We start from the raw sequence: 20796 nt of genomic DNA, 5'->3' as shown, positions 1-20796 counted from the left end.
ACCGCGCCACGGCGCACCCGCGTCGTGGCGGGCATGACCCCTCCCGATCCCCACCTCCTGCGCACCCTCGCCCCCCTTCTCGCCGCCGAGTCCCGCGCGGAGGCACCCGCCGCCGGCGTCGAGCCCGACGACCTCGAACAGGCCGTCTGGCTCAAGCTCCTGGAGCGGCTCCAGGACCACGAGGCCCCCGACCGCCCGGCCGACTGGCTGCGCCGGGCCGTCCGCGCCGAGGCCCGCCGTGCGCGCCGCACCGCCCTGCGCGAGCGCCCGTACCACGGGGAGGAGGCGGCCGCGCCGCACACCTCTCCCGAAAGCTCCGCCCTCACCGCCGAACGCCGCCGCGCCGTGCGCGCCGCCGTCCGCCGTACGCCCGGCCACTGCCCCCGACTGCTGACCGCGATGCTCGACCCCGCGGACCCCACCTACCGGGAAATCGCAGGGGAGTTGGGTATCTCACAGGGCAGTCTGGGGCCGATGCGTTCCCGTTGCCTGGGATGTCTGCGCAGAATGCTGGCTGCAGAGGTTCCCGCTCCCCGCCCGATGGGAAGGGTGCGGGAGACCGACCGGCGGACCAGGTGAGCGGGAGGCATGCGCACATGGGCATGAGCGTGACCATCTCAGCGGCAGACGCGCAGGACGCGGAGCACATACTCAAGCTGCAGTACCTCTGTTACCAGAGCGAGGCCGAGCTCTACGGCGACTGGTCCATCGAACCCCTCACCCAGTCGCTGGACGCCCTGCGTGCCGAACTCGCCGCGGGCCACGCCCTCGTGGCGCGTCTCGGCGACGAGATCGTCGCCTCCGTGCGCGGACGGGCCGACGAGGACGGCACCGTCCGGATCGCCAAGCTGATCGTCCATCCCCGGCTGCGGCGCCATGGACTCGGCGGGCGTCTCCTCGACGCCATCGAGGGCCACTTCGCCGGCGACCCGGTGCCCGCCGCCAAGCGCTTCCGGCTCTTCACCGGCCACCGCAGCGAGGGAAACCTGCGGCTCTACCGCAGCAGGGGGTACGAGCCGGTCGCCAGCCGCGAGATCGGGCCGCGGCTCACGCTGGTGACCCTGGAGAAGGCGGCCTGACTCAGCCGGCTTCCGCCCGCGCCCGGCGCAGCCACCAGATACCGGTCACCGGCAGCAGCACCGGGATGAAGATGTAGCCGTAGCCGTAGTCCGACCACACCGTGGCGTCCGGGAACGCGGACGGGTCGAGCAGCGTCCAGGTCCCCACGGTCAGTACGCCCACCAGCTCGGCGGCGCAGCACACCAGCGCCGCCCTGCGGGCCGTGTCCCCGCCGCGGACCAGCGTGTACGTGATGAACGCGTACACCACGGCCGCCACCGCCGACAGCGCGTACGCGAGCGGCGCCCGGTCGAACTCGGTCGCGATCTGGTAGATCGAGCGCGAGACCGCGCCCACCGACATCACCCCGTACAGCCACACCAGCAGCATCCCGGGGCCCTGGACGAGCCGCGTCCGCGTCCGCTTCTCCCGCGTCACGGTCATGGTCAGCCCACCGTCCAGATGTCGAAGAGACGCACTTCGAGCACCGCGAGCACGAACGCCCCGGCCGCCACCGTCGCCGAGCCCCAGCGGCTCCGTTCCGCGAGCGACATGAAGCCCGCCGCCGGCACCGCGCACAGCGCACCCACCAGATACGCCACGAAGATCGTCGTACCCTCGTCGGCCTTCTCGCCGCGCGCCAGCTGCACGACGCCGACCACCAGCTGCGCCAGCGCGAGGACGGTCACCACGGCTATGCCGATGAAGTGCCAGTCCTTCGTCGGCTGGTCCCGGTAGGCGGCGAAGCCGCACCAGGCGGCGAGGGCGAGCGCGGCCACCGATACCGCGACCGTCAGGGCGTCAAGCATGGCCCCGAGGGTATTACGGGCCGAACGTCCCGATGCGCTCGCCCCCCACCCGCCTCCCCGGGGCCGGCGGGGAGCGCGACAAGAGCGTGGTCTTGACCACACCCCCCGCCGCTCCCCTGTCCCCGCCGACACCGCCGTGACCCCTCCGCAGGCGCCATCCACGCAGGCCACGGACGGCCGGGACGGAGAGCGCGACCGGTGGATGACGGCGGCGCGCACTGTCCGCATGCTGCGGGAAAAGCGTCCGCTATTCGGACAGCCCCCAGGTGGTCGAATACCCGCGTGCTTTACTTGCAGCCATGACCACGACGAGCAGCCGCACCCTTGCGACCGAGGCGATCAGCACGCCCGGTGCTCGTTGTATGTGTCGAATGTGCGCCTTCTGAGGGCCCCCGCCCGCGCCTCGCGCCCCGAAGCGAGACCCGACGGCCGAGCCGATCCGCCCGCCATCCGGCGCCGGACCGCTCCTGCCCCGCGCGACGAGCTGCCTCCCGGCCACCCGCCGAAACCGGCCGATCCGCGCCTGACTGTCCGAACGACGAATGCCCCGTGCCCGGCGGACCCCGCGCCGCGCACTCGACAGTGACGGAAAACCCCTGTGATCACCACTTCGGGCCTGACCAAGGTCTACGAGTCGCGAGGCCGCGAGGTCACCGCTCTGGACGGTGTCGACCTCCACGTCCGTGAGGGCGAGGTGTTCGGCGTGATCGGCCAGAGCGGCGCCGGCAAGTCCTCGCTCATCCGCTGCGTCAACCTCCTGGAGCGCCCCACCTCCGGCACCGTGACCGTCGACGGCGTCGACCTCACCGCGCTCGCCGCCAACGGCCGCCGCGCCGGCAAGGAGCTGCGCCGGGCACGCAGCACCATCGGCATGGTCTTCCAGCACTTCAACCTGCTGTCCTCGCGCACGGTCAAGGACAACATCGAGCTGCCGCTCGAGATCCTCGGCGTCTCCGGCGCCGAACGCTCCCGCCGCGCCCTGGAACTCCTCGACCTCGTCGGCCTCGCCGACAAGGCCAAGGCCTACCCCGGCCAGCTCTCCGGGGGCCAGAAGCAGCGCGTCGGCATCGCCCGCGCCCTGGCCGGCGAGCCGAAGGTGCTGCTCTCCGACGAGGCCACCAGCGCCCTCGACCCCGAGACCACCCGCTCCATCCTCCAGCTGCTGCGCGACCTCAACCGGCAGCTCGGCCTCACCGTCCTGCTCATCACGCACGAGATGGACGTCGTCAAGACGGTCTGCGACTCCGCCGCGCTGATGCGGCAGGGCCGGATCGTCGAGTCCGGCACCGTGGGCGGACTCCTGGCCACCCCCGGCTCCCAGCTCGCGGCCGAACTCTTCCCGGTGAGCGGCGCCCCCAGCGGCCCCGACCGCACGGTCGTCGACGTCACCTTCCACGGCGAGGCCGCCACCCAGCCGGTGATCTCCCAGCTCTCCCGTACGTACAACGTCGACATCTCGATCCTCGGGGCGGCGATGGACACCGTGGGCGGCCGGCAGATCGGCCGGATGCGGATCGAACTCCCCGGACGGTACGAGGAGAACGTCGTCCCGGTCGGCTTCCTGCGCGAGCAGGGCCTCCAGGTCGATGTCGTCGACGAGGAGACCGCGCCCGAGGCGGCGCCCGTACTGGTCAAGGAAGGTGCCAAGTGACCTGGTCCGAGATGCAGCCCCTGCTGGAGCAGGGCACCGTCGACACCCTCTACATGGTCCTGTGGGCCACCGTCGTCACCATCCTCGGCGGACTGCCGCTCGGCATCCTCCTCGTCCTCACGGACAAGGGCGGACTGCTGCAGAACACCGTGGTCAACAAGGTCGTCGGGGTGATCGTGAACATCGGCCGCTCGCTGCCGTTCATCATCCTGCTCATCGCCCTCATCCCCTTCACCACGTTCGTCGTCGGCACCTTCATCGGTCCCACCGCGATGATCGTGCCGCTGGCCATCGGCGCCATCCCGTTCTTCGCGCGCCTGGTGGAGACCGCGATCCGCGAGGTCGACCACGGCCTCGTCGAAGCCGTGCAGTCCATGGGCGGCTCCGTGCCCACGATCATCCGCAAGGTGCTGCTGCCGCAGTCGCTGCCCTCGCTCGTCTCCGCCGTCACCACCACCGTCATCGTGCTCATCGGCTACTCCGCGATGGCCGGCGCGGTCGGCGGCGAAGGGCTCGGCTCCAAGGCCATCACCTACGGATACCAGCGCTTCGACACCCAGTTCATGCTGGTCACCGTCGTCGTCCTGATCGTGATCGTGACCGTCGTGCAGCTCATCGGCGACCTGGCCGTCCGGCTCCTCGCCCGCCGAGGACGCACCGCGTAACCCCTACAGACTTCGTCTCCCGAAGAAGAGCCCGGACTTGTTGTCCAGGCGTCCACCGCACCACCTGAAAGAGGCACTTTTCGTGCGTAACAACATCAAGCTCACCGCCGGTATCGCCGCCACCGCCGCGCTCGCCCTGGGCCTCACCGCCTGCGGCACCTCGTCGGACCCCTCCTCCGGCAAGGACTCGGCCGCCTCCGCCGACAAGCCGCTGGTCGTCGCCGCGTCCCCGACGCCGCACGCCGACATCCTGAACTTCGTCAAGGACGAGCTGGCCGCCAAGGCGGGCCTGAAGCTGGAGGTGAAGGAGTTCACGGACTACGTCCTGCCGAACACCGCCACCCAGTCCGGCCAGGTCGACGCCAACTTCTTCCAGCACAAGCCGTACCTGGACGACTTCAACCAGAAGAACGACACCGACATCGTCCCGGTGGTCAACGTCCACCTGGAGCCGCTCGGCCTCTACTCCACGAAGGTCAAGGCCCTCAAGGACGTCAAGGCCGGCCAGACCATCGCCGTCCCCAACGACACCACCAACGGCGGCCGCGCGCTCAAGCTGCTCGCCGACAACGGTCTGATCACCCTGAAGGACGGCGTCGGCTCCAACGGCAAGCTCTCCGACATCACCGACAGGAAGGGCCTGGAGTTCAAGGAGCTGGAGGCCGCCACCGTGCCCCGCGCCCTGAACGACGTGGACGCCGCGGTCGTCAACGGCAACTACGCCATCGAGGCCAAGCTCAACCCGGCCACCGACTCCCTGGCCCTGGAGAAGGCGGAGGGCAACCCCTACGCCAACTTCCTCGCCGTCAAGGAGGGCAGCGAGAAGGACGCGCGCGTGCAGAAGCTCGCCAAGCTCCTCAACTCGCCCGAGGTGAAGAAGTACATCGAGGACACGTACAAGAACGGCTCGGTCGTTCCGGCGTTCGGCGCCGTCGCCAAGTAAGGATCGCAGTACAGTCCTTGTGACGAAGGCCCCCGCATCCCGTCCGGTGCGCGGGGCTTTCGTCGCCTTCCGCACACACCGGACCCGGCCATGCGCACCGACGGCTGCATGCTGCATGCTGTGCGTTCACGGTCGATTCGGACGGTCCTCGGCATGGAGCTGCGCATGACTACCACCTTTCCGGACATCTCCATCAGCACGGACCGGTTGGTGCTGCGCGCACTCGAAGAGGCCGACGCCCCGGCCCTCGCCGAGATGATGAACGACGAACTGGTCGCCGCCTGGACCGCCGTGCCCCAGCCCTTCACCGAGGCGGCCGCGCACACCTGGATCACCGAGTACGCGCCCACGGAACGCGCCGCCGGACGCGGCATCGACCTCGCCGTCACCGAGTTCCTGACCCAGCGTCTGGTCGGCGTGATCCAGCTGAGCAAGACCAACTGGCGCGTCCGCTCCACCGAACTGTCGTACATCGTCGCCCCGTGGGCCCGCGGTGAGGGGTACGCCTCCGAGGCCGCGCTCGCCACCGCCCAATGGCTCTTCGGCGACCAGGGCTTCGAGCGCATCGAACTGCGCACCGCGGCCGACAACACCGCCTCCCAGCAGGTCGCCCAGAAGATCGGCTGCATCAGCGAGGGCGTGCTGCGCGGCGCCTGCATAGCCCGCACGCGCACCGAGGACGGCGGCTGGACCGACCTGCGCACCGACTTCATCGTCTGGGGCCTCCTCCCCGAGGACCTCGAAGGCGTCGACGACCAGATGACCGAGGCCGGATACTCCTCGTACGCCGACTGGAGCTGATCTCCGGGCCGACCGGCTCCGGGTACCCTCGACACCCCACCGACCCCGCAACGACACACCTCAGGAGTGAGACGACGATGGCCGACCGGGTGACGGTGATCGGCTGGGACGGCTCGCCCCTCACCGCGGCGGCCCGGTCCGCGCTCTCCGCCGCCACCCTCGTGGCCGGGGCGGCACACCATCTCGCCCTGCCCGAGGTCCCGCCCACCGCCGAACGCATCCGCCTCGGCAGCGTCGACCTCGCCGCCCGCCGGATCGCCGGCCACCGCGGCAGCGCCGTCGTCCTCGCCGACGGCGACCCCGGCTTCTTCGGCGTCGTCCGCACCCTGCGCGCCCCCGAGCACGGCCTGGAGGTCGAGGTCGTCCCCGCCGTCTCCTCCGTCGCCGCCGCCTTCGCCCGCGCCGGCATGCCCTGGGACGACGCCCGGATCGTCGTCGCCCACCAGCGCACCCTGCGCCGCGCCGTCAACATCTGCCGCGCCCACCCCAAGGTCGCCGTCCTCACCTCACCCGGCGCCGGCCCGGCCGAGCTCGCCCTCCTCCTCGACGGCGTCCACCGCACCTTCGTCATCTGCGAGGAACTCGGCACCGACCGCGAACAGGTCACCGTCCTCACCTCCGACAAGGCCGCCGACCACGCCTGGCGCGACCCCAACGTCGTCATCGTCATCGGCGGCTCCTCCCACAGCCGGGGCGGCGGCTGGCTCATGGGCCACGAGACCCCGGCCGTACGGGGCTGGGCGCTGCCCGCCGAGGAGCACGAGGAGCAGGTGGGGCACGGCGAGGGACGCGGAGCCACCCCCACCCTGCGCGCCGCCCAACTCGCCCGCCTCGGCCCGCGCGTCGGCGACCTCGTCTGGGACATCGGCTGCGGCGGCGGGGCCCTCTCGGTCGAGGCCGCCCGCTTCGGCGCCGCCGTCATCGCGGTCGACGCCGACCCCGCCGCCTGTGCCCGGACCGAGGCCGCCGCCCGCCGCTCCGGCGTCCAGCTGCACGTCGTACCCGGCCGCGCCCCGCACGTGCTGGAGCGGCTTCCCGAACCCGACGTCGTACGGATCGGAGGCGGCGGGGTGCCCGTCGTCACCGCCTGCACCGACCGCAGGCCCGAACGGATCGTCACCCACGCCGCCACGCGAGACGAGGCCGAGGCCCTCGGCGCGGCCCTCGCCGACGGCGGCTACACCGTCGAGTGCGCCCTGCTGCAGAGCGTCGGCCTCGACCCCGCCGACTGGACGGAACGCGAGCGCTCCGTCGTCTTCCTGCTCTCCGGGCGCAGGATCGATCGCGCCCCGTGATCCAGTGCTCTCGGCGGGCGAGGTAGGCTGGCCGATTGTTGTACCGCACCGGTACGTTCGGCGCCATGTTCGCCAATATCCGGACGAAGCGGCCACTTTGGGTCGCTGATGTGGTACGGAGCAACCTGGGGGACGCGCGACGTGGCGCAGTCCACAGCGCACCGTGGCAGATCTGCCTGCCACGATGGCCGAAGGCCGCGACAATGCTTGGGTGTCCGCGCGTCATTCGTGCCGCGCGGCGCGCACGCTCGTTGTTGTTGACGGGTGAAGGTCTGAAGGAGCACAAGCGATGGGCGAGGGGTACGCATGACGGACACCGGCCAGGTCCCGGGCGAGGGGCTGCCGGAGAACGCAGGCATGGTCGAGCAGCCGGGCATCCCCGCTCCGGGCGCGTACACCTTCCTGGACCCCTCCGAGAACGCAGCCGAGGAAGACGACCTGCTGCTCATGCCGGGCGCGCAGGGCGCGTGGAGCGAGCACCAGCCGGGCGTGGCTCCGGCGGCGCCCGTCGCCGTAGCGCCCTCCGCCGGGCCCCAGCCGGCGGTGCCGGGCCAGGCGTCGGGGCAGCATCCGACGGTGGACCCCCTCACCGACCCCCTGGCCGGACCGCTCGCCGACGCACTCGCCGCCCAGACCCCGATGGGCCAGGTCCCGCACGCCCAGCAGGCCGTACAGACGCCCCTCTCCACCCCACCGCACGGCGTGCCCACCGAGGAGGCCCCCGGGCAGTTCCCCGCGCAGGGCGTCTCCACCCCCGCGCACGGCGTTCCGGCGGGCGCGGAGGCCTTCGCGACTCCGGGGCACGGTGTTCCGGCGGGTGCGGAGGGCGTCGGGACTCCGGCGCACGGGGTTGCGGGCGCGGCCCAGGCGGTCGCCACTCCCGCGCACGGCGTGGAGACGGCGTCGCAGGAGCAGGTCGCCACCCACCACGGCTACGAACCCGGTGTCCTCGACACCGGCGCCCACGAGGCGGCCGGCCGCGACTCCGGCTCCGTCGACCTCAGCGGCGTCCGCATGCCGCCGCATGCCGCCGCCCCCACCGCGCGCCGCCCGCTGCACATGGGCCCGCCCGTGCCGGACAACTCCGGGGGAGTGGTGCGCTCGCTGGCCGACCGCGGCCCGGCCGGGGCACCGGCCGCCGCGCCCGCTCCGGCTCCGGCTCCCGAGCCCGCTCCGGCCGCCATGGCGGCAGCGCCGGCTCCGATGCCGACCCGCGTGGAGGGCCCGCCGACGACCGGCCCCGAGTACCTCGATGTCCCGCAGGACCCGCGGTCCGCGTCGTCGGGCGGCAGCCAGTTCGGCGAGGCCGCGCCGCAGGGCGCTGTGCCGTGGGACCCGCAGCCCCCGCAGTCCGTCGCGCCCGAGACGGCGCCGGCCCCCGCAGAAACGGTCGGTCACTTCGTCCAGGTCGAGGGCACCGTCCCGACGACCCCCCACCTGGCGCCGACGCCGGTCGCCGAGGCGGCGGAGCCGGCCGTCGAGGCAGAGGCGGAGCAGTCCCAGCCCGTGGCCGAGCCCGAGGCGCCGGTGGCGACCGTTCCCGCCCCACGGGAGGGGGAGCCCGCGGCGGAGGCGGCGGGTGCGCCGGAGGCCGAGGCCCAGCCCGAGCCTGCCGTTCAGCCTGAGCCCGAGCCTGTGGTCGAGGCCGTGGTCGAGGAGCTCCCGGTGGCGGAGGAGGCCGTTCGGGCCGAGACCGTGGCCGAGTCGGCGGAGGAACAGCCCGAGGCTGTCGCAGAGGCCCAGGCGCAGGCGGAGTCCGTCGAGGCCGCGGCCGAACCGATCGTCGAGCCCGAGCCCGAGATCGAGGCGGAGGGTCAGGCGGAGGCGGAGCAGCCCGAGTCGGCGGTCGACGCCGAGCCGGAGCCCGCACCCGAGCCGGTAGCCGAGGTCCAGGCCGAGCCCGAGGCCGCTGAGGCTGAGCCTGAGCCCGAGGCCGCTGAGGCTGAGGTCGTGGCAGAGCCCGCGCCCGCGCCGGCTGAGGTCGTGGCAGAGCCGGCCGCCGCCGCCGAGCCCGCACCGGCCGCCGAACCCGTCCCCGACGCCACCGCCACCGCCGAGGTCGTGGCCGAACCCGTCCCCGACGCCACCGCCACCGCCGACGCCGAGCCCCTCCCCGACGCCGAACCCGCCGACGAGGCCCAGGCCGCCCCCGCGCCCGCCCCCGGCTACGCCGACGCCGAGCGCGAGGCCGTGCTCCGCGTCATGCGCGAGCGCCGGGACATCCGCAACGGTTTCCGTTCCGACCCGATCCCGCACGAGGTGCTGCTCCGGGTCCTGGAGGCCGCCCACACGGCCCCCAGCGTCGGCCACTCCCAGCCCTGGGACTTCGTCGTCATCCGCTCCGCCGAGACCCGCCGGAGCATGCACGAGCTCGCCCAGCGCCAGCGCGAGGCGTACGCCCAGTCGCTTCCGAAGGCACGGGCGAAGCAGTTCAAGGAACTGAAGATCGAGGCCATCCTCGACACCCCGGTCAACATCGTCGTCACCGCCGACCCCACCCGCGGCGGGCGTCACACGCTGGGCCGCTTCACCCAGCCGCAGATGGCGCCGTACTCCTCGGCCCTCGCCGTCGAGAACCTCTGGCTCGCCGCCCGCGCCGAGGGCCTCGGAGTCGGCTGGGTCAGCTTCTTCGACGAGCGCGAGATGGTCCGCGCCCTCGGCCTGCCCGAGCACCTCGAAGTCGTCGCGTACCTCTGCGTGGGTTACGTCGACGAGTTCCCGGAGGAGCCCGAGCTGATGCAGGCGGGCTGGTCCAAGCGCCGCCCCCTGTCCTGGGTCGTCCACGAGGAGACGTACGGCCGCCGCGCCCTGCCCGGCGAGGAGCCGCACGACCTGCTCCAGGAGACCGTCTCCCACATCCGCCCGCTGGACGCCAAGGCGCTCGGCGAGGCGTGGGAACGGCAGAAGCGCATGACCAAGCCCGCGGGGGCGCTCGGCATGCTGGAGATCATCTCCGCACAGCTCTCGGGGCTCTCCCGGATGTGCCCGCCGCCGATCCCGGAGCCCGCGGCCGTCGCGATCTTCGCGGGCGACCACGGGGTGCACGCCCAGGGCGTCACCGCCTGGCCGCAGGAGGTCACCGGCCAGATGGTCGCGAACTTCCTCGGCGGCGGCGCGGTCTGCAACGCCTTCGCCAACCAGGTCGGCGCGGAGGTCTGCGTCATCGACGTCGGCGTCGCCTCCGACCTGCCGGCCACGCCGGGGCTGCTGCCCCGCAAGGTCCGCGCCGGTACGGGCGACTTCACGACCGGTCTCGCGATGACGCGGGAGGAGGTGCTCGCCGCGATCGAGGTGGGCATCGAGACCGCGCGGGACCTGGTGGCGGCGGGCAACAAGGCGCTGCTGACCGGTGAGATGGGCATCGCCAACACGACGGCCTCGGCGGCGCTGATCTCGGTGTACACCGGGGTCGATCCGGTGGAGGTCACCGGCCGCGGCACCGGCATCAACGACGAGATGCACGCGCGGAAGGTGGACGTGGTCCGCCGCGCCCTCGACCTGCACCAGCCGGACCCGGCGGACCCGATCGGTGTCCTCTCGGCGATCGGCGGCCTGGAGCACGCGGCGCTGGTCGGTCTGATCCTGGGCGCGGCCTCGCTGCGCACCCCGGTCGTCCTCGACGGTGTCTCGACGGGCGCGGCGGCGCTGGTGGCCCGGGCGATCGCGCCCGAGTCCCTGGCCGCCTGCATCGCGGGGCACCGCAGCGCGGAGCCGGGCCATGTGGCCGCTCTCAACAAGCTCGGTCTGCGCCCCCTGGTCGATCTCGACCTGCGTCTCGGCGAGGGCACGGGAGCGCTCCTGGCCCTCCCCATCGTCCAGAGCGCGGCCCGCGCGATGCACGAGGTCGCGACGTTCGACTCGGCGGGCGTGACGGAGAAGTAGTCCCGGCCCGGGGGCGGCGCGGCGGTTCGCGGCTTCGCCGCCCCTGCCACCGGCGTCGGCGGTCCGCCGGGGGAGACCCCGGCGGACCGTCCGCGAGCGCGGAGGGACATGGGTCACAGGCCGCCCACCGCCGGTGACCGATATCGTGGGGCAAGGTCGAAGAAACCGCGCCCCACCAGCCGCTTCACCGCCGCAGCGGCCCCGCCCACGCATCGCCCTCCGAGGAGCCGCACACCCATGGCCGAGCACCCCGAGCACCCCGCCTACCCCGTCGGGCTCCGCCTCTCCGGCCGTCGCGTCGTCGTCTTCGGCGGTGGCCAGGTCGCCCAGCGCAGGCTCCCCGCCCTCATCGCCGCCGGCGCCGACGTGACCCTGATCTCCCCGTCCGCGACCCCGTCCGTCGAGGCCATGGCGGAGGCCGGCGAGATCACCTGGGTCAAGCGCCGTTACGAGGACGGGGACATCGCCGACGCCTGGTACGCGCTCGTCGCCACCAGCGACCCCGTCGCCAACGCCGCCGCCTCCGCCGAGGCCGAGCGGACCAAGACCTGGTGCGTGCGCTCCGACGACGCCGAGGCGGCCACCGCCTGGACCCCGGCCACCGGCCGTAGCGAGGGCGTGACCGTCGCGGTCCTCACCGGCCACGACCCCCGCCGCTCCGCCGCCGTGCGCGACGCCATCGTCGAGGGCCTGCGGGACGGTTCCATCGCGGCCCCGCAGCACCGCTCCCGTACCTCCTTCGTCGCCCTCGTCGGCGGCGGCCCCGGCGACCCCGACCTGATCACCGTCCGCGGCCGCCGGCTGCTCGCCGAGGCCGACGTGGTCATCGCCGACCGCCTCGGCCCGCGTGACCTGCTCGATGAACTGCCCCCGCACGTCGAGGTGATCGACGCGGCGAAGATCCCGTACGGCCGTTTCATGGCCCAGGAGGCCATCAACAACGCGCTCATCGAGCACGCCAAGGCCGGCAAGTCGGTCGTGCGGCTCAAGGGCGGTGACCCGTTCGTCTTCGGCCGCGGCATGGAGGAGGCCCAGGCCCTCGCCGCCGAGGGCATCGCGTGCACCGTCGTCCCCGGCATCTCCAGCTCGATCTCGGTTCCCGGAGCGGCCGGCATCCCCGTCACCCACCGCGGTGTGGCGCACGAGTTCACCGTCGTCAGCGGCCATGTCGCCCCGGACGACCCGCGCTCCCTGGTCGACTGGGCGTCGCTGGCCAAGCTCACCGGCACACTCGTGATCCTGATGGGCGTCGACAAGATCGGGAAGATCGCCGAGGCGCTGATCGCCCACGGCAAGGACCCGGAGACTCCGCTCGCCCTCGTCCAGGAGGGCACCACGGCCACCCAGCGCCGGGTGGACGCGACCCTGGCCACGGTCGCCGAGACGGTCAAGGCCCAGGAGGTCCGCCCGCCGGCCGTCATCGTCATCGGCGCGGTCGTGAGCGAGGGCCCCCAGAAGCACGTGAAGTAACCAGGGGTGACCGAACCCCTGTCGCACACACTGGCACCACATCCCGGACAAGGCAGTATCACCTCGTGGCCGAAATCATCACCATCGACGACCCCGACGACCCGCGCCTGCGCGACTACACCGGCCTGACCGACGTCGAGCTGCGGCGCAGACGGGAGCCCGCCGAGGGGCTGTTCATCGCCGAGGGGGAGAAGGTCATCCGCCGTGCCGGGCAGGCCGGTTACGAGATGCGGTCGATGCTGCTCTCCGCCAAGTGGGTCGACGTCATGCGCGATGTCATCGACGAGGTCCCGGCGCCCGTGTACGCCGTGCAGCCGGACCTCGCCGAGCGCGTCACCGGCTACCACGTGCACCGCGGCGCCCTCGCCTCCATGCAGCGCAAGCCGCTGCCGACGGCCGGGGAACTCCTGAGCACCGCCCGGCGCGTCGCCGTCATGGAGTCGGTCAACGACCACACCAACATCGGGGCCATCTTCCGCAGCGCCGCCGCGCTCGGCATGGACGCGGTCCTGCTCTCACCGGACTGTGCGGACCCGCTGTACCGCAGGTCCGTGAAGGTCTCCATGGGCGCGGTCTTCTCCGTCCCGTACGCCCGCCTGGAGACCTGGCCCCGCGGCCTGGAGGCGGTCAGGGAGGCGGGCTTCAGGCTGCTCGCGCTCACCCCCGACGAGAAGGCGACCCCGATCGACGTGGCGGCCCCGCACAAGCTGGAGCGGGCGGCGCTGATGCTCGGCGCGGAGGGCGACGGCCTGTCCGCGCAGGCCCTGCGCGCCGCGGACGAATGGGTCCGCATCCCGATGGCCCACGGCGTCGACTCCCTCAACGTCGGCGCGGCGGCCGCCGTGGCCTTCTACGCGGTGGCGAGCGGCCGCCCGCAGGACTGACGACCGGCCGCCGACCGCGGCCGCTCATTCCCACGCTTCCCGCAAGGCCCCCAGGATCAGCGGGGCGTCGCGCCGGCGGGTGGCGATGAGGACCGGCTCGGCGCCGTCCCGGCACGTGATGACGACGCCGTCGAACTGGTACGTGCGGGGCCAGGCGTCGGGGTCGTCGCCGAGCCGGAACGCCCGTACCCCTTCCACGGTCAGCGACTCCGGCAGATCCCGGCGGGCGACGTTCCCCCAGGGGTCCGGGGTGGCGGCCGGGCGCCCGTCCCCGACCACCAGGTGGTCGAACCCGTCCACGCTGTACGGAACGTCTCCTCGCAGCGACGCCCGCAGGCACCGCTTCCCGTCCGGGCCGACCGGCACGACGTCACTGGTGTCCTCCGCCCTGCGCAGGCGCCGCCGCAGCGGCAGGACGCACACGCCGCCCAGCGCCAAAGCCGGTGGCGCCCCGCATGCCATCATCAGCAGCGCGCCGGGAACGTCGTCGCCGATGCCGGCGGCGAGGAACCCGACGCCGCCCAGGAGCACCGCCGCGAGACACAGCGTGGTGGGGAGAGCCCACGGGTGGTGACCTCCCGGTTCGGCCGGGCGCCGACGGGGGAGCCGCGGGCCCGCCCACAGGGAGAGCCAGAGGAAGAGGAGCCCGACGGGCAGCGCCGCGAGACCGATACCCAGGGTCGACCGCCAATCGTCGAGCGGTGACGCATGCGTCTCCTCGACGGCACCGCCGATCCCCACCCGGCGGATCTCGCCGCGCCAGTACGTCGTCGTGACCACGTCCCCAGGGCGCACGGATGCGAGAACCGGGCCCGGCGCCCCGCCCATGCGCACGTGGCGCGCGGTGTCCGAGCCCGCTTCCGTGAGGATCAGGAAGTGCCGGCGACCCTTGCCGCGTGCCTCCTCCCGCGTCCCCCGCACGGTCGCCTGAACCGTCGTCGTGCACGGATCCGACCACGTCGTACCGTCCGGACAGGCCGGTGCCGCGGCGTACGCGTCCTCGTCCGCCAGCCTGTCCGGGACGGCGGTGAACTGCCACGCGGACAGACCGAGAAGGAGCACTCCGAGAGCGGCGCCGACGAGGAATCGGGTGGGGTCGGGCGAGCGTCGGCGCTCGTCGCGCGGGCCGTTCGAGTGGTGTTCCGTCACCTCGGGAAGAGTAGGGACGCTCCCGGTTCCGGACGACGTGGTCGTACGGCAGGCAAGGCTGCCGTGACCTTGCCGGACACCGGCAGCGTGTCGCCTCAGCCCTGGAGGGCCTGGGCGGCCGCGATCCCCAGGGCGACGACCAGCGTGACCACCACGAAGACGAAGAGCCGCTGACGCAGCAGCCGGGGATTGGCGGGGCGGCGGCCGGTCGAGGTGGTACGGGCGCCGGAGCGGGACGGCACCGGGCGCCCGTTGGGCCGGGACTGGGGGGCGGGCCGCCCGCCCGTTCGCGAGGCGACGGGCCGCGAGGCCGGGCCCTGCGCCCGCCCCTGCGTCGTGCGCCCGGTGTACCGCTCCGTCGGCCGGCTGCCCGTCGCCTCCTCCGTACGCTCCCGCTGCGCCGGCGGGCGGGCGGCCGGCAGCCCCTGCGCCTCGCGGGCCGCGATCTCCTTGAGGCGCATGGAGAGCTGGAGCGTGCTGGGACGTTCCTCCGGGTCCTTCGCCAGACAGGCCCGTACGAGCGGGGCGAGCGCGTCCGGTACGCCGTGCAGCTGGGGCTCCTCGTGCACCACCCGGTAGAGCATGACCTCCGAACTGCCGTGCCCGAAGGGGGAGTCGGCCATCGCGGCGTACGCGAGGGTGGCGCCGAGCGAGAACACGTCCGTGGCCGGGGTGACGGCCGCGCCGCGCACCTGCTCGGGCGCGAGGAAGCCGGGGGAGCCGACGGCCGTGCCCACGTGGGTGAGGGTGCTGGCTCCGGTGGCCCAGGCGATGCCGAAGTCGATGATCCTGGGGCCCTTGGGTGACAACAGGATGTTCGACGGCTTGAGGTCCCGGTGCACGACCCCGGCCTCGTGGACGGCGACCAGGCCCTCCGACAGCGCGGCACCGATCGCTGCCACGTCGGCGGCGGGCAGGGGCCCCTCCTCGGCGACACGGTCGTGCAGCGACGGCCCGGGCACGTACTGGGTGGCGAACCAGGGACGATCGGCCTCCAGGTCGGCGGCGACCAGCCGGGCCGTGCAGCCGCCGCGGATCCGCCGGGCCGCCGAGACCTCGCGGGCGAACCGCGACCGGAACTCCTGGTCCTCGGCCAGGTCCGGCCGGATCACCTTCAGCGCGACGCGCTGCCCACGCCGGTCGGACCCCAGGTACACGACCCCCATCCCGCCGGCGCCGAGCCGCCGGTGGAGGCGGAACGACCCGACGACCCGCGGATCCTCGCGCCGGAGCCGCATCATCGCCATGTCCGTCCCCTCGTCCGTTCGACGAGGCACAGCTTACGTATTGGCGCCCCGGTGTGCTCATAGGCCGCGCCCTCGCGCAGGGATCGATTGTCAGTGCTGGGGAGGACACTTGAGGGTTGGTCAGGGCGCCGCCGCCGACGCCGGCCCCGGCCCCGGGATTTTCCAACATCCCGACGCGGCAGGGAGATTCGACCGATGGCGGGCGCCCGCGCGGAGAGGTCCGTGGACCCGGTGGGCACGGCACGGACCTGCGACGCGGTGGCCGGCGGGGAGGGCCGGAGGGCGGGCACGGCGGCCCGGCGAGGGGTGGTGGAAGTGAGCGAAGTCACGCGTACCGGCGCGCTCGTCCGAACGGCCCCTTTCCTGGCAGGCCGGGCCTCGCCCCGGCCGCACACCCGCACCCCTCAGGGAAGACCCTCAGTCCGGACGCGGCCTCTCCACCCAGGGGAGTACGCCGTGGGGACGCGGGTCATCCTCCGGGAGGCCCGGAAGCCGGTACGCGGGCATGACGTCCCGGTGGCGCCCGGTCCCTAGTGTTGGAGGCAAGCGGCGGGTGCAGCACTCGTCCCCCGAGGTCAGACACCCGCCGCTGTCAGACACGACAGGAGAGGACCCATGGCGTACACGGCACCGCGGATGAACACCCGCCCTTCGAGCCGGCGTCACCCCTTGGTGGCGACCGCCATGGTCCTCCCTCTCGCGACCCTGCTCGTGGTCGTCTTCGGCGGCTGGGACGCGGTGGTCACTCAGGCGTCGTCCGTGGGCGTGATGCTGGGGCGCTGAGCGGCGCCCCGGACCCGGGAGAGCGGCCCGGGTCGGGACATCCGGCCAACAACCCCGTGGGGACGGGGGTACGGCGGACGGCAGCGTGTGGCCGGTCAGCTGGGGAGCTGACCGGCCCTCGCGCTTCTCCCCGTCGCGGGACCGGGCGAGACGTGTCCGGACAGGACCTGTGCCGCCGGGCGTACGCTCCCCAGGTGCTCGCACCCGATCTCGACCTGCTGCGCTCCCTCGCGCGCGAAGCCGTCCACGCGGAGACGGCTCGCTGTGCCTGCCCACACGCGGTCCTCGCCGACCGCGAGGACGGCACCGTCGTGCGGCACGGTCCTGTCGTCCTCAAGGCGCACGCGCCCGGCACCGGTGGCGAGGATCATCGCGCGCGGATCGCGGTGGCCGCGGACGCCCGGCTGCGGGGCGTCCTCCTCCCGCCCCTGACCCGCCCCGACCGCACCATCGAGGGCCGCCCTCTCACCGCCTGGCCCTACGGCACGCCCGTCGACCCGGGCGACCCGGACGCGGCCCCCTGGGAGGACGCGGCCCGGCTCCTGGCCCGACTGCACCGCACCGCGCCCCCCGCCGGCCTTCCGCCCATGCGCGCCCCCGTCAAGGCCGCCCTGGCCGTCGAGCGGATGTGTCGGGCGGACGCCGCACCCCGCTCCGCCGTCGAAACCGTGCTGCGTGCCTGGAGCACCGTGCCGCAGGCGCCCGCCGCCCCGCCCGGCCTCCTCTGCCACGGCGACTTCCACCTCGGCCAGCTGGTCCGCGAACCGGGCACGCCCGACGGACGCTGGCTCCTCATCGACGTCGACGACCTCGGCGTGGGCGACCCCGCCTGGGACCTGGCCCGCCCCGCCGCCTGGTTCGCCGCGGGCATCCTTCCCCCGGAGGTCTGGGCCCGGTTCCTCGGCGCGTACCAGGCCGAAGGCGGCCCGGCCGCCCCTTTCGACGACCCCTGGGCGGCATTGGACCTCCCCGCCCGTGCGCTGACCGTCCAGGCCGCCGCGCTCGCCCTCGCCAAGGCCGCCACCGAGAACCGGCCCCTCGACGAGGTCGAGGAGGTGATGATCGACACCTGCGCCCGAATAGGCGCCGCCCGAACCGAGTTGGCCCCGCCCGCGTCCGCATAGAGTGAAAGCTTCATCCGAACGGCAGGGAGTTGAGCCGACATGCAGTGCCCCAAGTGCCATGCAGCGATGCACACGTACAACCGCAATGGCGTCCAGATCGAGCAGTGCAGCGGCTGTCGCGGGATATTCCTCGACTACGGCGAGCTGGAGTCCCTGACCCGGCTCGAGTCCCAGTGGGTCCAGCAGGCCCCGCCCGCCCCCGCCCCGCCGGCCTACCCGGCCCCGCCCGCCCCCGCGGCCCCCGCCTGGGGCGCCCCGCACCACGGTGGCCACCACGGCGGTCACCACCGCCAGCGCGGCTTCGGCCGGATGCTCTTCTCCTCCTGACGAGGCCCGGTCCTCCCCAGGACATGAAGAAGCCCCCGGCTGCCAGAGGCGCCCGGGGGCTTCTTCATGTGGTGCGCGATACTGGGATTGAACCAGTGACCTCTTCCGTGTCAGGGAAGCGCTCTCCCGCTGAGCTAATCGCGCGGGCCGGTCCCGAACCATACAGGACCAGGGGTCGTACTGCGTGCGCGATACTGGGATTGAACCAGTGACCTCTTCCGTGTCAGGGAAGCGCTCTCCCGCTGAGCTAATCGCGCGGGGATCCTTGCGGACCAAGATCCTTTACGGATCAGTGGACGATACTGGGATTGAACCAGTGACCTCTTCCGTGTCAGGGAAGCGCTCTCCCGCTGAGCTAATCGTCCTTGGAGGTGGAGACGGGATTTGAACCCGTGTAGACGGCTTTGCAGGCCGTTGCCTCGCCTCTCGGCCACTCCACCAGGAGTGAAACGGGGGTTCGGGAAGATCCCCCACATCGAGCGGACGACGAGATTCGAACTCGCGACCCTCACCTTGGCAAGGTGATGCTCTACCAACTGAGCCACGTCCGCTTGTCGGTTCCGGTCCGCTTGCGCGTCCCGGCGACGTGTTGAACTCTAGCGGATTCCCGGGCCAGTACAAAAACGCGTTTCCGCAGCGTGCTGAGCTGCGCGCTTGGCCAGGCGCCCGGCCCGGGGTCAGGGAGCGTTCCCGTCACGTTCACTCCCCGTGTTCCCGCCGTGCCTCCCCGCCCTCACCCGCTCCTGCTCACGCGCCCCCGCGCACGCCCCCGACGCCGCCCCCGCGCCCGCCCTAGACTCGCACCCGTGCACGACCTCGTTCCCCTGGCCCGCTTCGGCGGCCTCGTCGCGACCGATCTGCGGGATGTCACCCATGACCCCGAGGCCCTCGACTCCGCCGGCTTCTGGGCCGTCTCCGCGGACTTCGAAGGCCGTCTGACCTGCGCCCGCTTCGGTGACGTGCGGCCGGAGCCCGTTCCCGCCCCCGTGCCGGGAGCCTGGCGCGGGCCCGCGACCGGTGACTGGACGTCCTCGCTCGACCGCGCCGCGTACACGGCGGGCGTCCGGCGGATCCGCGAGCACATCGCGCGAGGCGAGGTCTACCAGGCCAATCTCTGCCGCGTGATGTCCGCGCCGCTGCCCGAGCCCGAGACCGCCGACGTCGACGCCCTCACCGCGCTGCTCGCCCGCGGCAACCCCGCTCCGTACGCCGGAACGATTCGCCTCCCCGCCCACGGCGTCGAGATCGCCACCGCGTCCCCCGAGCTCTATCTGCGCCGCCACGGCCGCACCGTCGAGTCCGGCCCCATCAAGGGCACCGGCCGGACCGCCGAGGACCTCCTGGAGAAGGACCACGCCGAGAACGTGATGATCGTGGACCTCGTACGCAACGACCTCGGCCGCGTCTGCGCCACCGGGTCCGTCAGCGTCCCCGAGCTCTGTGCCGTCGAGCCCCACCCCGGCCTGGTCCACCTCGTCTCCACCGTCCGGGGTGAGCTCGACGCGGCGGTGGGCTGGCCGGAGCTGCTCGACGCCACCTTCCCGCCCGGGTCCGTCACGGGCGCCCCCAAGTCCAGCGCCCTGCGGATCATCGCGGCGCTGGAGACCGCCCCGCGCGGCCCGTACTGCGGCGGCGTCGGCTGGGTCGACGCCGACCGCCGCACCGCCGAGCTCGCCGTCGGGATACGCACCTTCTGGATCGACCGCGCCGACGGCGTGCTCCGCTTCGGCACCGGCGCGGGCATCACCTGGGGCTCCGACCCCGAGCGCGAGTGGGCGGAGACCGAATTGAAGGCGTCCCGCCTGCTGGCGGTAGCGTCGGGCACGTACGAGGCGAGCGGAAAGGCCATTTCTCGATGAAACTCTGGGTCAACGGCGGACTGTACGACGCGGCGGAAGCCCGGGTGTCCGTACTGGACCACGGCCTGACCGTCGGCGACGGCGTCTTCGAAACGGTCAAGGCCGAGCGCGGCGAGACCTTCGCCCTCACCCTGCACCTGGAGCGCCTCACCCGCTCCGCGCGCGGCCTGGGCCTGCCCGACCCCGACCTCGACGAGGTCCGCCGCGCCTGCGCCGCCGTCCTGGAGGCCAACCCGATGGAGCTCGGCCGGCTCCGCATCACGTACACCGGCGGAATCTCCCCGCTCGGCTCCGAACGCGGCGACGCCGGCACCGGACTCGTCGTCGCGCTCGGCGAGACGAGCCGCCGCCCCGACACCACCGCCGTCGTCACCGTCCCCTGGACGCGCAACGAGCGCTCCGCGCTCACCGGCCTGAAGACCACCTCGTACGCCGAGAACGTCGTCGCGCTCGCCAGGGCGCGCGAACAGGGCGCCTCCGAGGCGCTGTTCGCCAACACCGTCGGGCAGCTCTGCGAGGGCACCGGCTCCAACGTCTTCGTCGTGCTCGACGGCCGGATCCACACCCCGCCCGTCTCCTCCGGCTGCCTCGCGGGCATCACCCGCGCCCTCGCCGTGGAGTGGACCGGCGCCGAGGAGACCGACCTCCCGCTGGACGTCCTGGACAGCGCCGAGGAGGTCTTCCTGACCTCGACCCTCCGCGACGTCCAGGCCGTCCACCGGGTCGACGGACGCGAACTGTCCGGCGCGCCCGGTCCCGTCACCGCCAAGGCGATGCGGGTCTTCGGCGAGCGGGCGGCGGCGGACCGGGACCCGCGTCTCAAGTAAAGCGGATGACGGAGGGCCGTC

At 73.2% G+C, this 20796-nt stretch carries 19 protein-coding genes and 5 tRNA genes; 15 read left to right on the top strand and 9 right to left on the bottom strand.

What is annotated here, in order from left to right:
* The first annotated feature begins 33 nt into the window (after positions 1-33).
* Positions 34-579 carry a sigma-70 family RNA polymerase sigma factor gene (locus ACWDX6_RS16090; RefSeq protein WP_451485566.1) on the top strand — a complete coding sequence of 182 codons (546 nt, stop codon included), beginning with the start codon at positions 34-36 and terminating at the stop codon, positions 577-579.
* A 17-nt stretch (positions 580-596) separates the two neighbouring features.
* Positions 597-1079: a GNAT family N-acetyltransferase gene (locus ACWDX6_RS16085; RefSeq protein WP_451485565.1), complete on the top strand. Its 483-nt coding sequence runs from the start codon at positions 597-599 to the stop codon at positions 1077-1079.
* 1 nt (position 1080) lies between these two features.
* On the opposite strand, the gene ACWDX6_RS16080 is transcribed toward ACWDX6_RS16085, so the two are convergent.
* Entirely contained in the window at positions 1081-1503 is a 423-nt protein-coding gene (locus ACWDX6_RS16080; RefSeq protein WP_451485564.1) for a hypothetical protein, read from the bottom strand.
* 2 nt (positions 1504-1505) lie between these two features.
* Positions 1506-1868, bottom strand: coding sequence for a hypothetical protein (locus ACWDX6_RS16075; RefSeq protein ID WP_451485563.1), 363 nt, complete (start codon positions 1866-1868; stop codon positions 1506-1508).
* Between the two features lie 598 nt (positions 1869-2466).
* Between ACWDX6_RS16075 and ACWDX6_RS16070 the strand changes: the two genes are divergently transcribed.
* The 8 genes from ACWDX6_RS16070 (at position 2467) to ACWDX6_RS16035 (ending at position 13459) form a co-directional block, all read left to right on the top strand.
* On the top strand, positions 2467-3519 hold the full coding sequence (locus ACWDX6_RS16070) for a methionine ABC transporter ATP-binding protein (protein ID WP_451485562.1): 1053 nt from the start codon (positions 2467-2469) through the stop codon (positions 3517-3519).
* Positions 3516-4184: a methionine ABC transporter permease gene (locus ACWDX6_RS16065; RefSeq protein WP_451485561.1), complete on the top strand. Its 669-nt coding sequence runs from the start codon at positions 3516-3518 to the stop codon at positions 4182-4184. Before ACWDX6_RS16070 ends, ACWDX6_RS16065 begins: the two co-directional genes overlap by 4 nt.
* Positions 4185-4266: 82 nt before the next feature.
* Positions 4267-5127, top strand: coding sequence for a MetQ/NlpA family ABC transporter substrate-binding protein (locus tag ACWDX6_RS16060; protein ID WP_451485560.1), 861 nt, complete (start codon positions 4267-4269; stop codon positions 5125-5127).
* Between the two features lie 165 nt (positions 5128-5292).
* On the top strand, positions 5293-5928 hold the full coding sequence (locus tag ACWDX6_RS16055) for a GNAT family N-acetyltransferase (protein ID WP_451485559.1): 636 nt from the start codon (positions 5293-5295) through the stop codon (positions 5926-5928).
* A gap of 77 nt (positions 5929-6005) precedes the next feature.
* Complete coding sequence (gene cbiE, locus ACWDX6_RS16050) at positions 6006-7223, top strand: precorrin-6y C5,15-methyltransferase (decarboxylating) subunit CbiE (protein ID WP_451485558.1); 1218 nt, start codon at positions 6006-6008, stop codon at positions 7221-7223.
* A 306-nt stretch (positions 7224-7529) separates the two neighbouring features.
* Entirely contained in the window at positions 7530-11105 is a 3576-nt protein-coding gene (gene cobT, locus ACWDX6_RS16045; RefSeq protein WP_451485557.1) for a nicotinate-nucleotide--dimethylbenzimidazole phosphoribosyltransferase, read from the top strand.
* Between the two features lie 237 nt (positions 11106-11342).
* Positions 11343-12575, top strand: coding sequence for a uroporphyrinogen-III C-methyltransferase (gene cobA / locus ACWDX6_RS16040; protein WP_451485556.1), 1233 nt, complete (start codon positions 11343-11345; stop codon positions 12573-12575).
* Between the two features lie 65 nt (positions 12576-12640).
* Positions 12641-13459 (top strand): TrmH family RNA methyltransferase, encoded by an 819-nt coding sequence (locus ACWDX6_RS16035; protein ID WP_451485555.1) that lies wholly within the window; start codon positions 12641-12643, stop codon positions 13457-13459.
* Positions 13460-13483: 24 nt separating this feature from the next.
* Here the strand turns inward: ACWDX6_RS16035 and ACWDX6_RS16030 are convergent, their stop codons facing one another.
* Together ACWDX6_RS16030 and ACWDX6_RS16025 are read right to left on the bottom strand one after the other, a co-directional pair.
* Positions 13484-14608 carry a hypothetical protein gene (locus ACWDX6_RS16030; RefSeq protein WP_451485554.1) on the bottom strand — a complete coding sequence of 375 codons (1125 nt, stop codon included), beginning with the start codon at positions 14606-14608 and terminating at the stop codon, positions 13484-13486.
* Positions 14609-14703: 95 nt separating this feature from the next.
* Positions 14704-15855: a serine/threonine-protein kinase gene (locus tag ACWDX6_RS16025; protein ID WP_451485553.1), complete on the bottom strand. Its 1152-nt coding sequence runs from the start codon at positions 15853-15855 to the stop codon at positions 14704-14706.
* Between the two features lie 615 nt (positions 15856-16470).
* Between ACWDX6_RS16025 and ACWDX6_RS16020 the strand changes: the two genes are divergently transcribed.
* The 3 genes from ACWDX6_RS16020 to ACWDX6_RS16010 all read left to right on the top strand — a co-directional run bounded on the left by ACWDX6_RS16020 (position 16471) and on the right by ACWDX6_RS16010 (position 18089).
* Positions 16471-16638 carry a hypothetical protein gene (locus ACWDX6_RS16020; protein ID WP_403290781.1) on the top strand — a complete coding sequence of 56 codons (168 nt, stop codon included), beginning with the start codon at positions 16471-16473 and terminating at the stop codon, positions 16636-16638.
* 194 nt (positions 16639-16832) lie between these two features.
* The gene (locus ACWDX6_RS16015) at positions 16833-17762 is read left to right on the top strand and encodes a phosphotransferase (RefSeq protein ID WP_451485552.1); all 930 of its coding nucleotides are present in this window, start codon (positions 16833-16835) and stop codon (positions 17760-17762) included.
* A 39-nt stretch (positions 17763-17801) separates the two neighbouring features.
* Complete coding sequence (locus ACWDX6_RS16010; protein ID WP_451485551.1) at positions 17802-18089, top strand: TFIIB-type zinc ribbon-containing protein; 288 nt, start codon at positions 17802-17804, stop codon at positions 18087-18089.
* Between the two features lie 69 nt (positions 18090-18158).
* Here the strand turns inward: ACWDX6_RS16010 and ACWDX6_RS16005 are convergent.
* The 5 genes from ACWDX6_RS16005 to ACWDX6_RS15985 form a co-directional block, all read right to left on the bottom strand.
* Positions 18159-18233: transfer RNA gene (locus ACWDX6_RS16005), tRNA-Val, on the bottom strand.
* 41 nt (positions 18234-18274) lie between these two features.
* Positions 18275-18346, bottom strand: a tRNA-Val gene (locus ACWDX6_RS16000).
* 36 nt (positions 18347-18382) lie between these two features.
* Positions 18383-18454: transfer RNA gene (locus tag ACWDX6_RS15995), tRNA-Val, on the bottom strand.
* 1 nt (position 18455) lies between these two features.
* Positions 18456-18529, bottom strand: a tRNA-Cys gene (locus tag ACWDX6_RS15990).
* Between the two features lie 38 nt (positions 18530-18567).
* Positions 18568-18640: transfer RNA gene (locus ACWDX6_RS15985), tRNA-Gly, on the bottom strand.
* Positions 18641-18895: 255 nt separating this feature from the next.
* Here ACWDX6_RS15985 and ACWDX6_RS15980 point away from each other — a divergent pair.
* Together ACWDX6_RS15980 and ACWDX6_RS15975 are read left to right on the top strand one after the other, a co-directional pair.
* A complete protein-coding gene (locus ACWDX6_RS15980; RefSeq protein ID WP_451485550.1) occupies positions 18896-19948 on the top strand; it encodes a chorismate-binding protein in 1053 nt (350 codons plus the stop codon).
* A complete protein-coding gene (locus ACWDX6_RS15975; protein WP_451485549.1) occupies positions 19945-20775 on the top strand; it encodes an aminotransferase class IV in 831 nt (276 codons plus the stop codon). The genes ACWDX6_RS15980 and ACWDX6_RS15975 overlap by 4 nt, the downstream gene beginning before the upstream one ends.
* The last annotated feature ends 21 nt before the right edge of the window (positions 20776-20796 follow it).

The organism is Streptomyces sp. NPDC003027 (genome assembly GCF_053591435.1).
The sequence above is the reverse complement of the archived record's forward strand: the minus strand, read 5'-3'. Positions and strand labels throughout refer to the sequence as shown.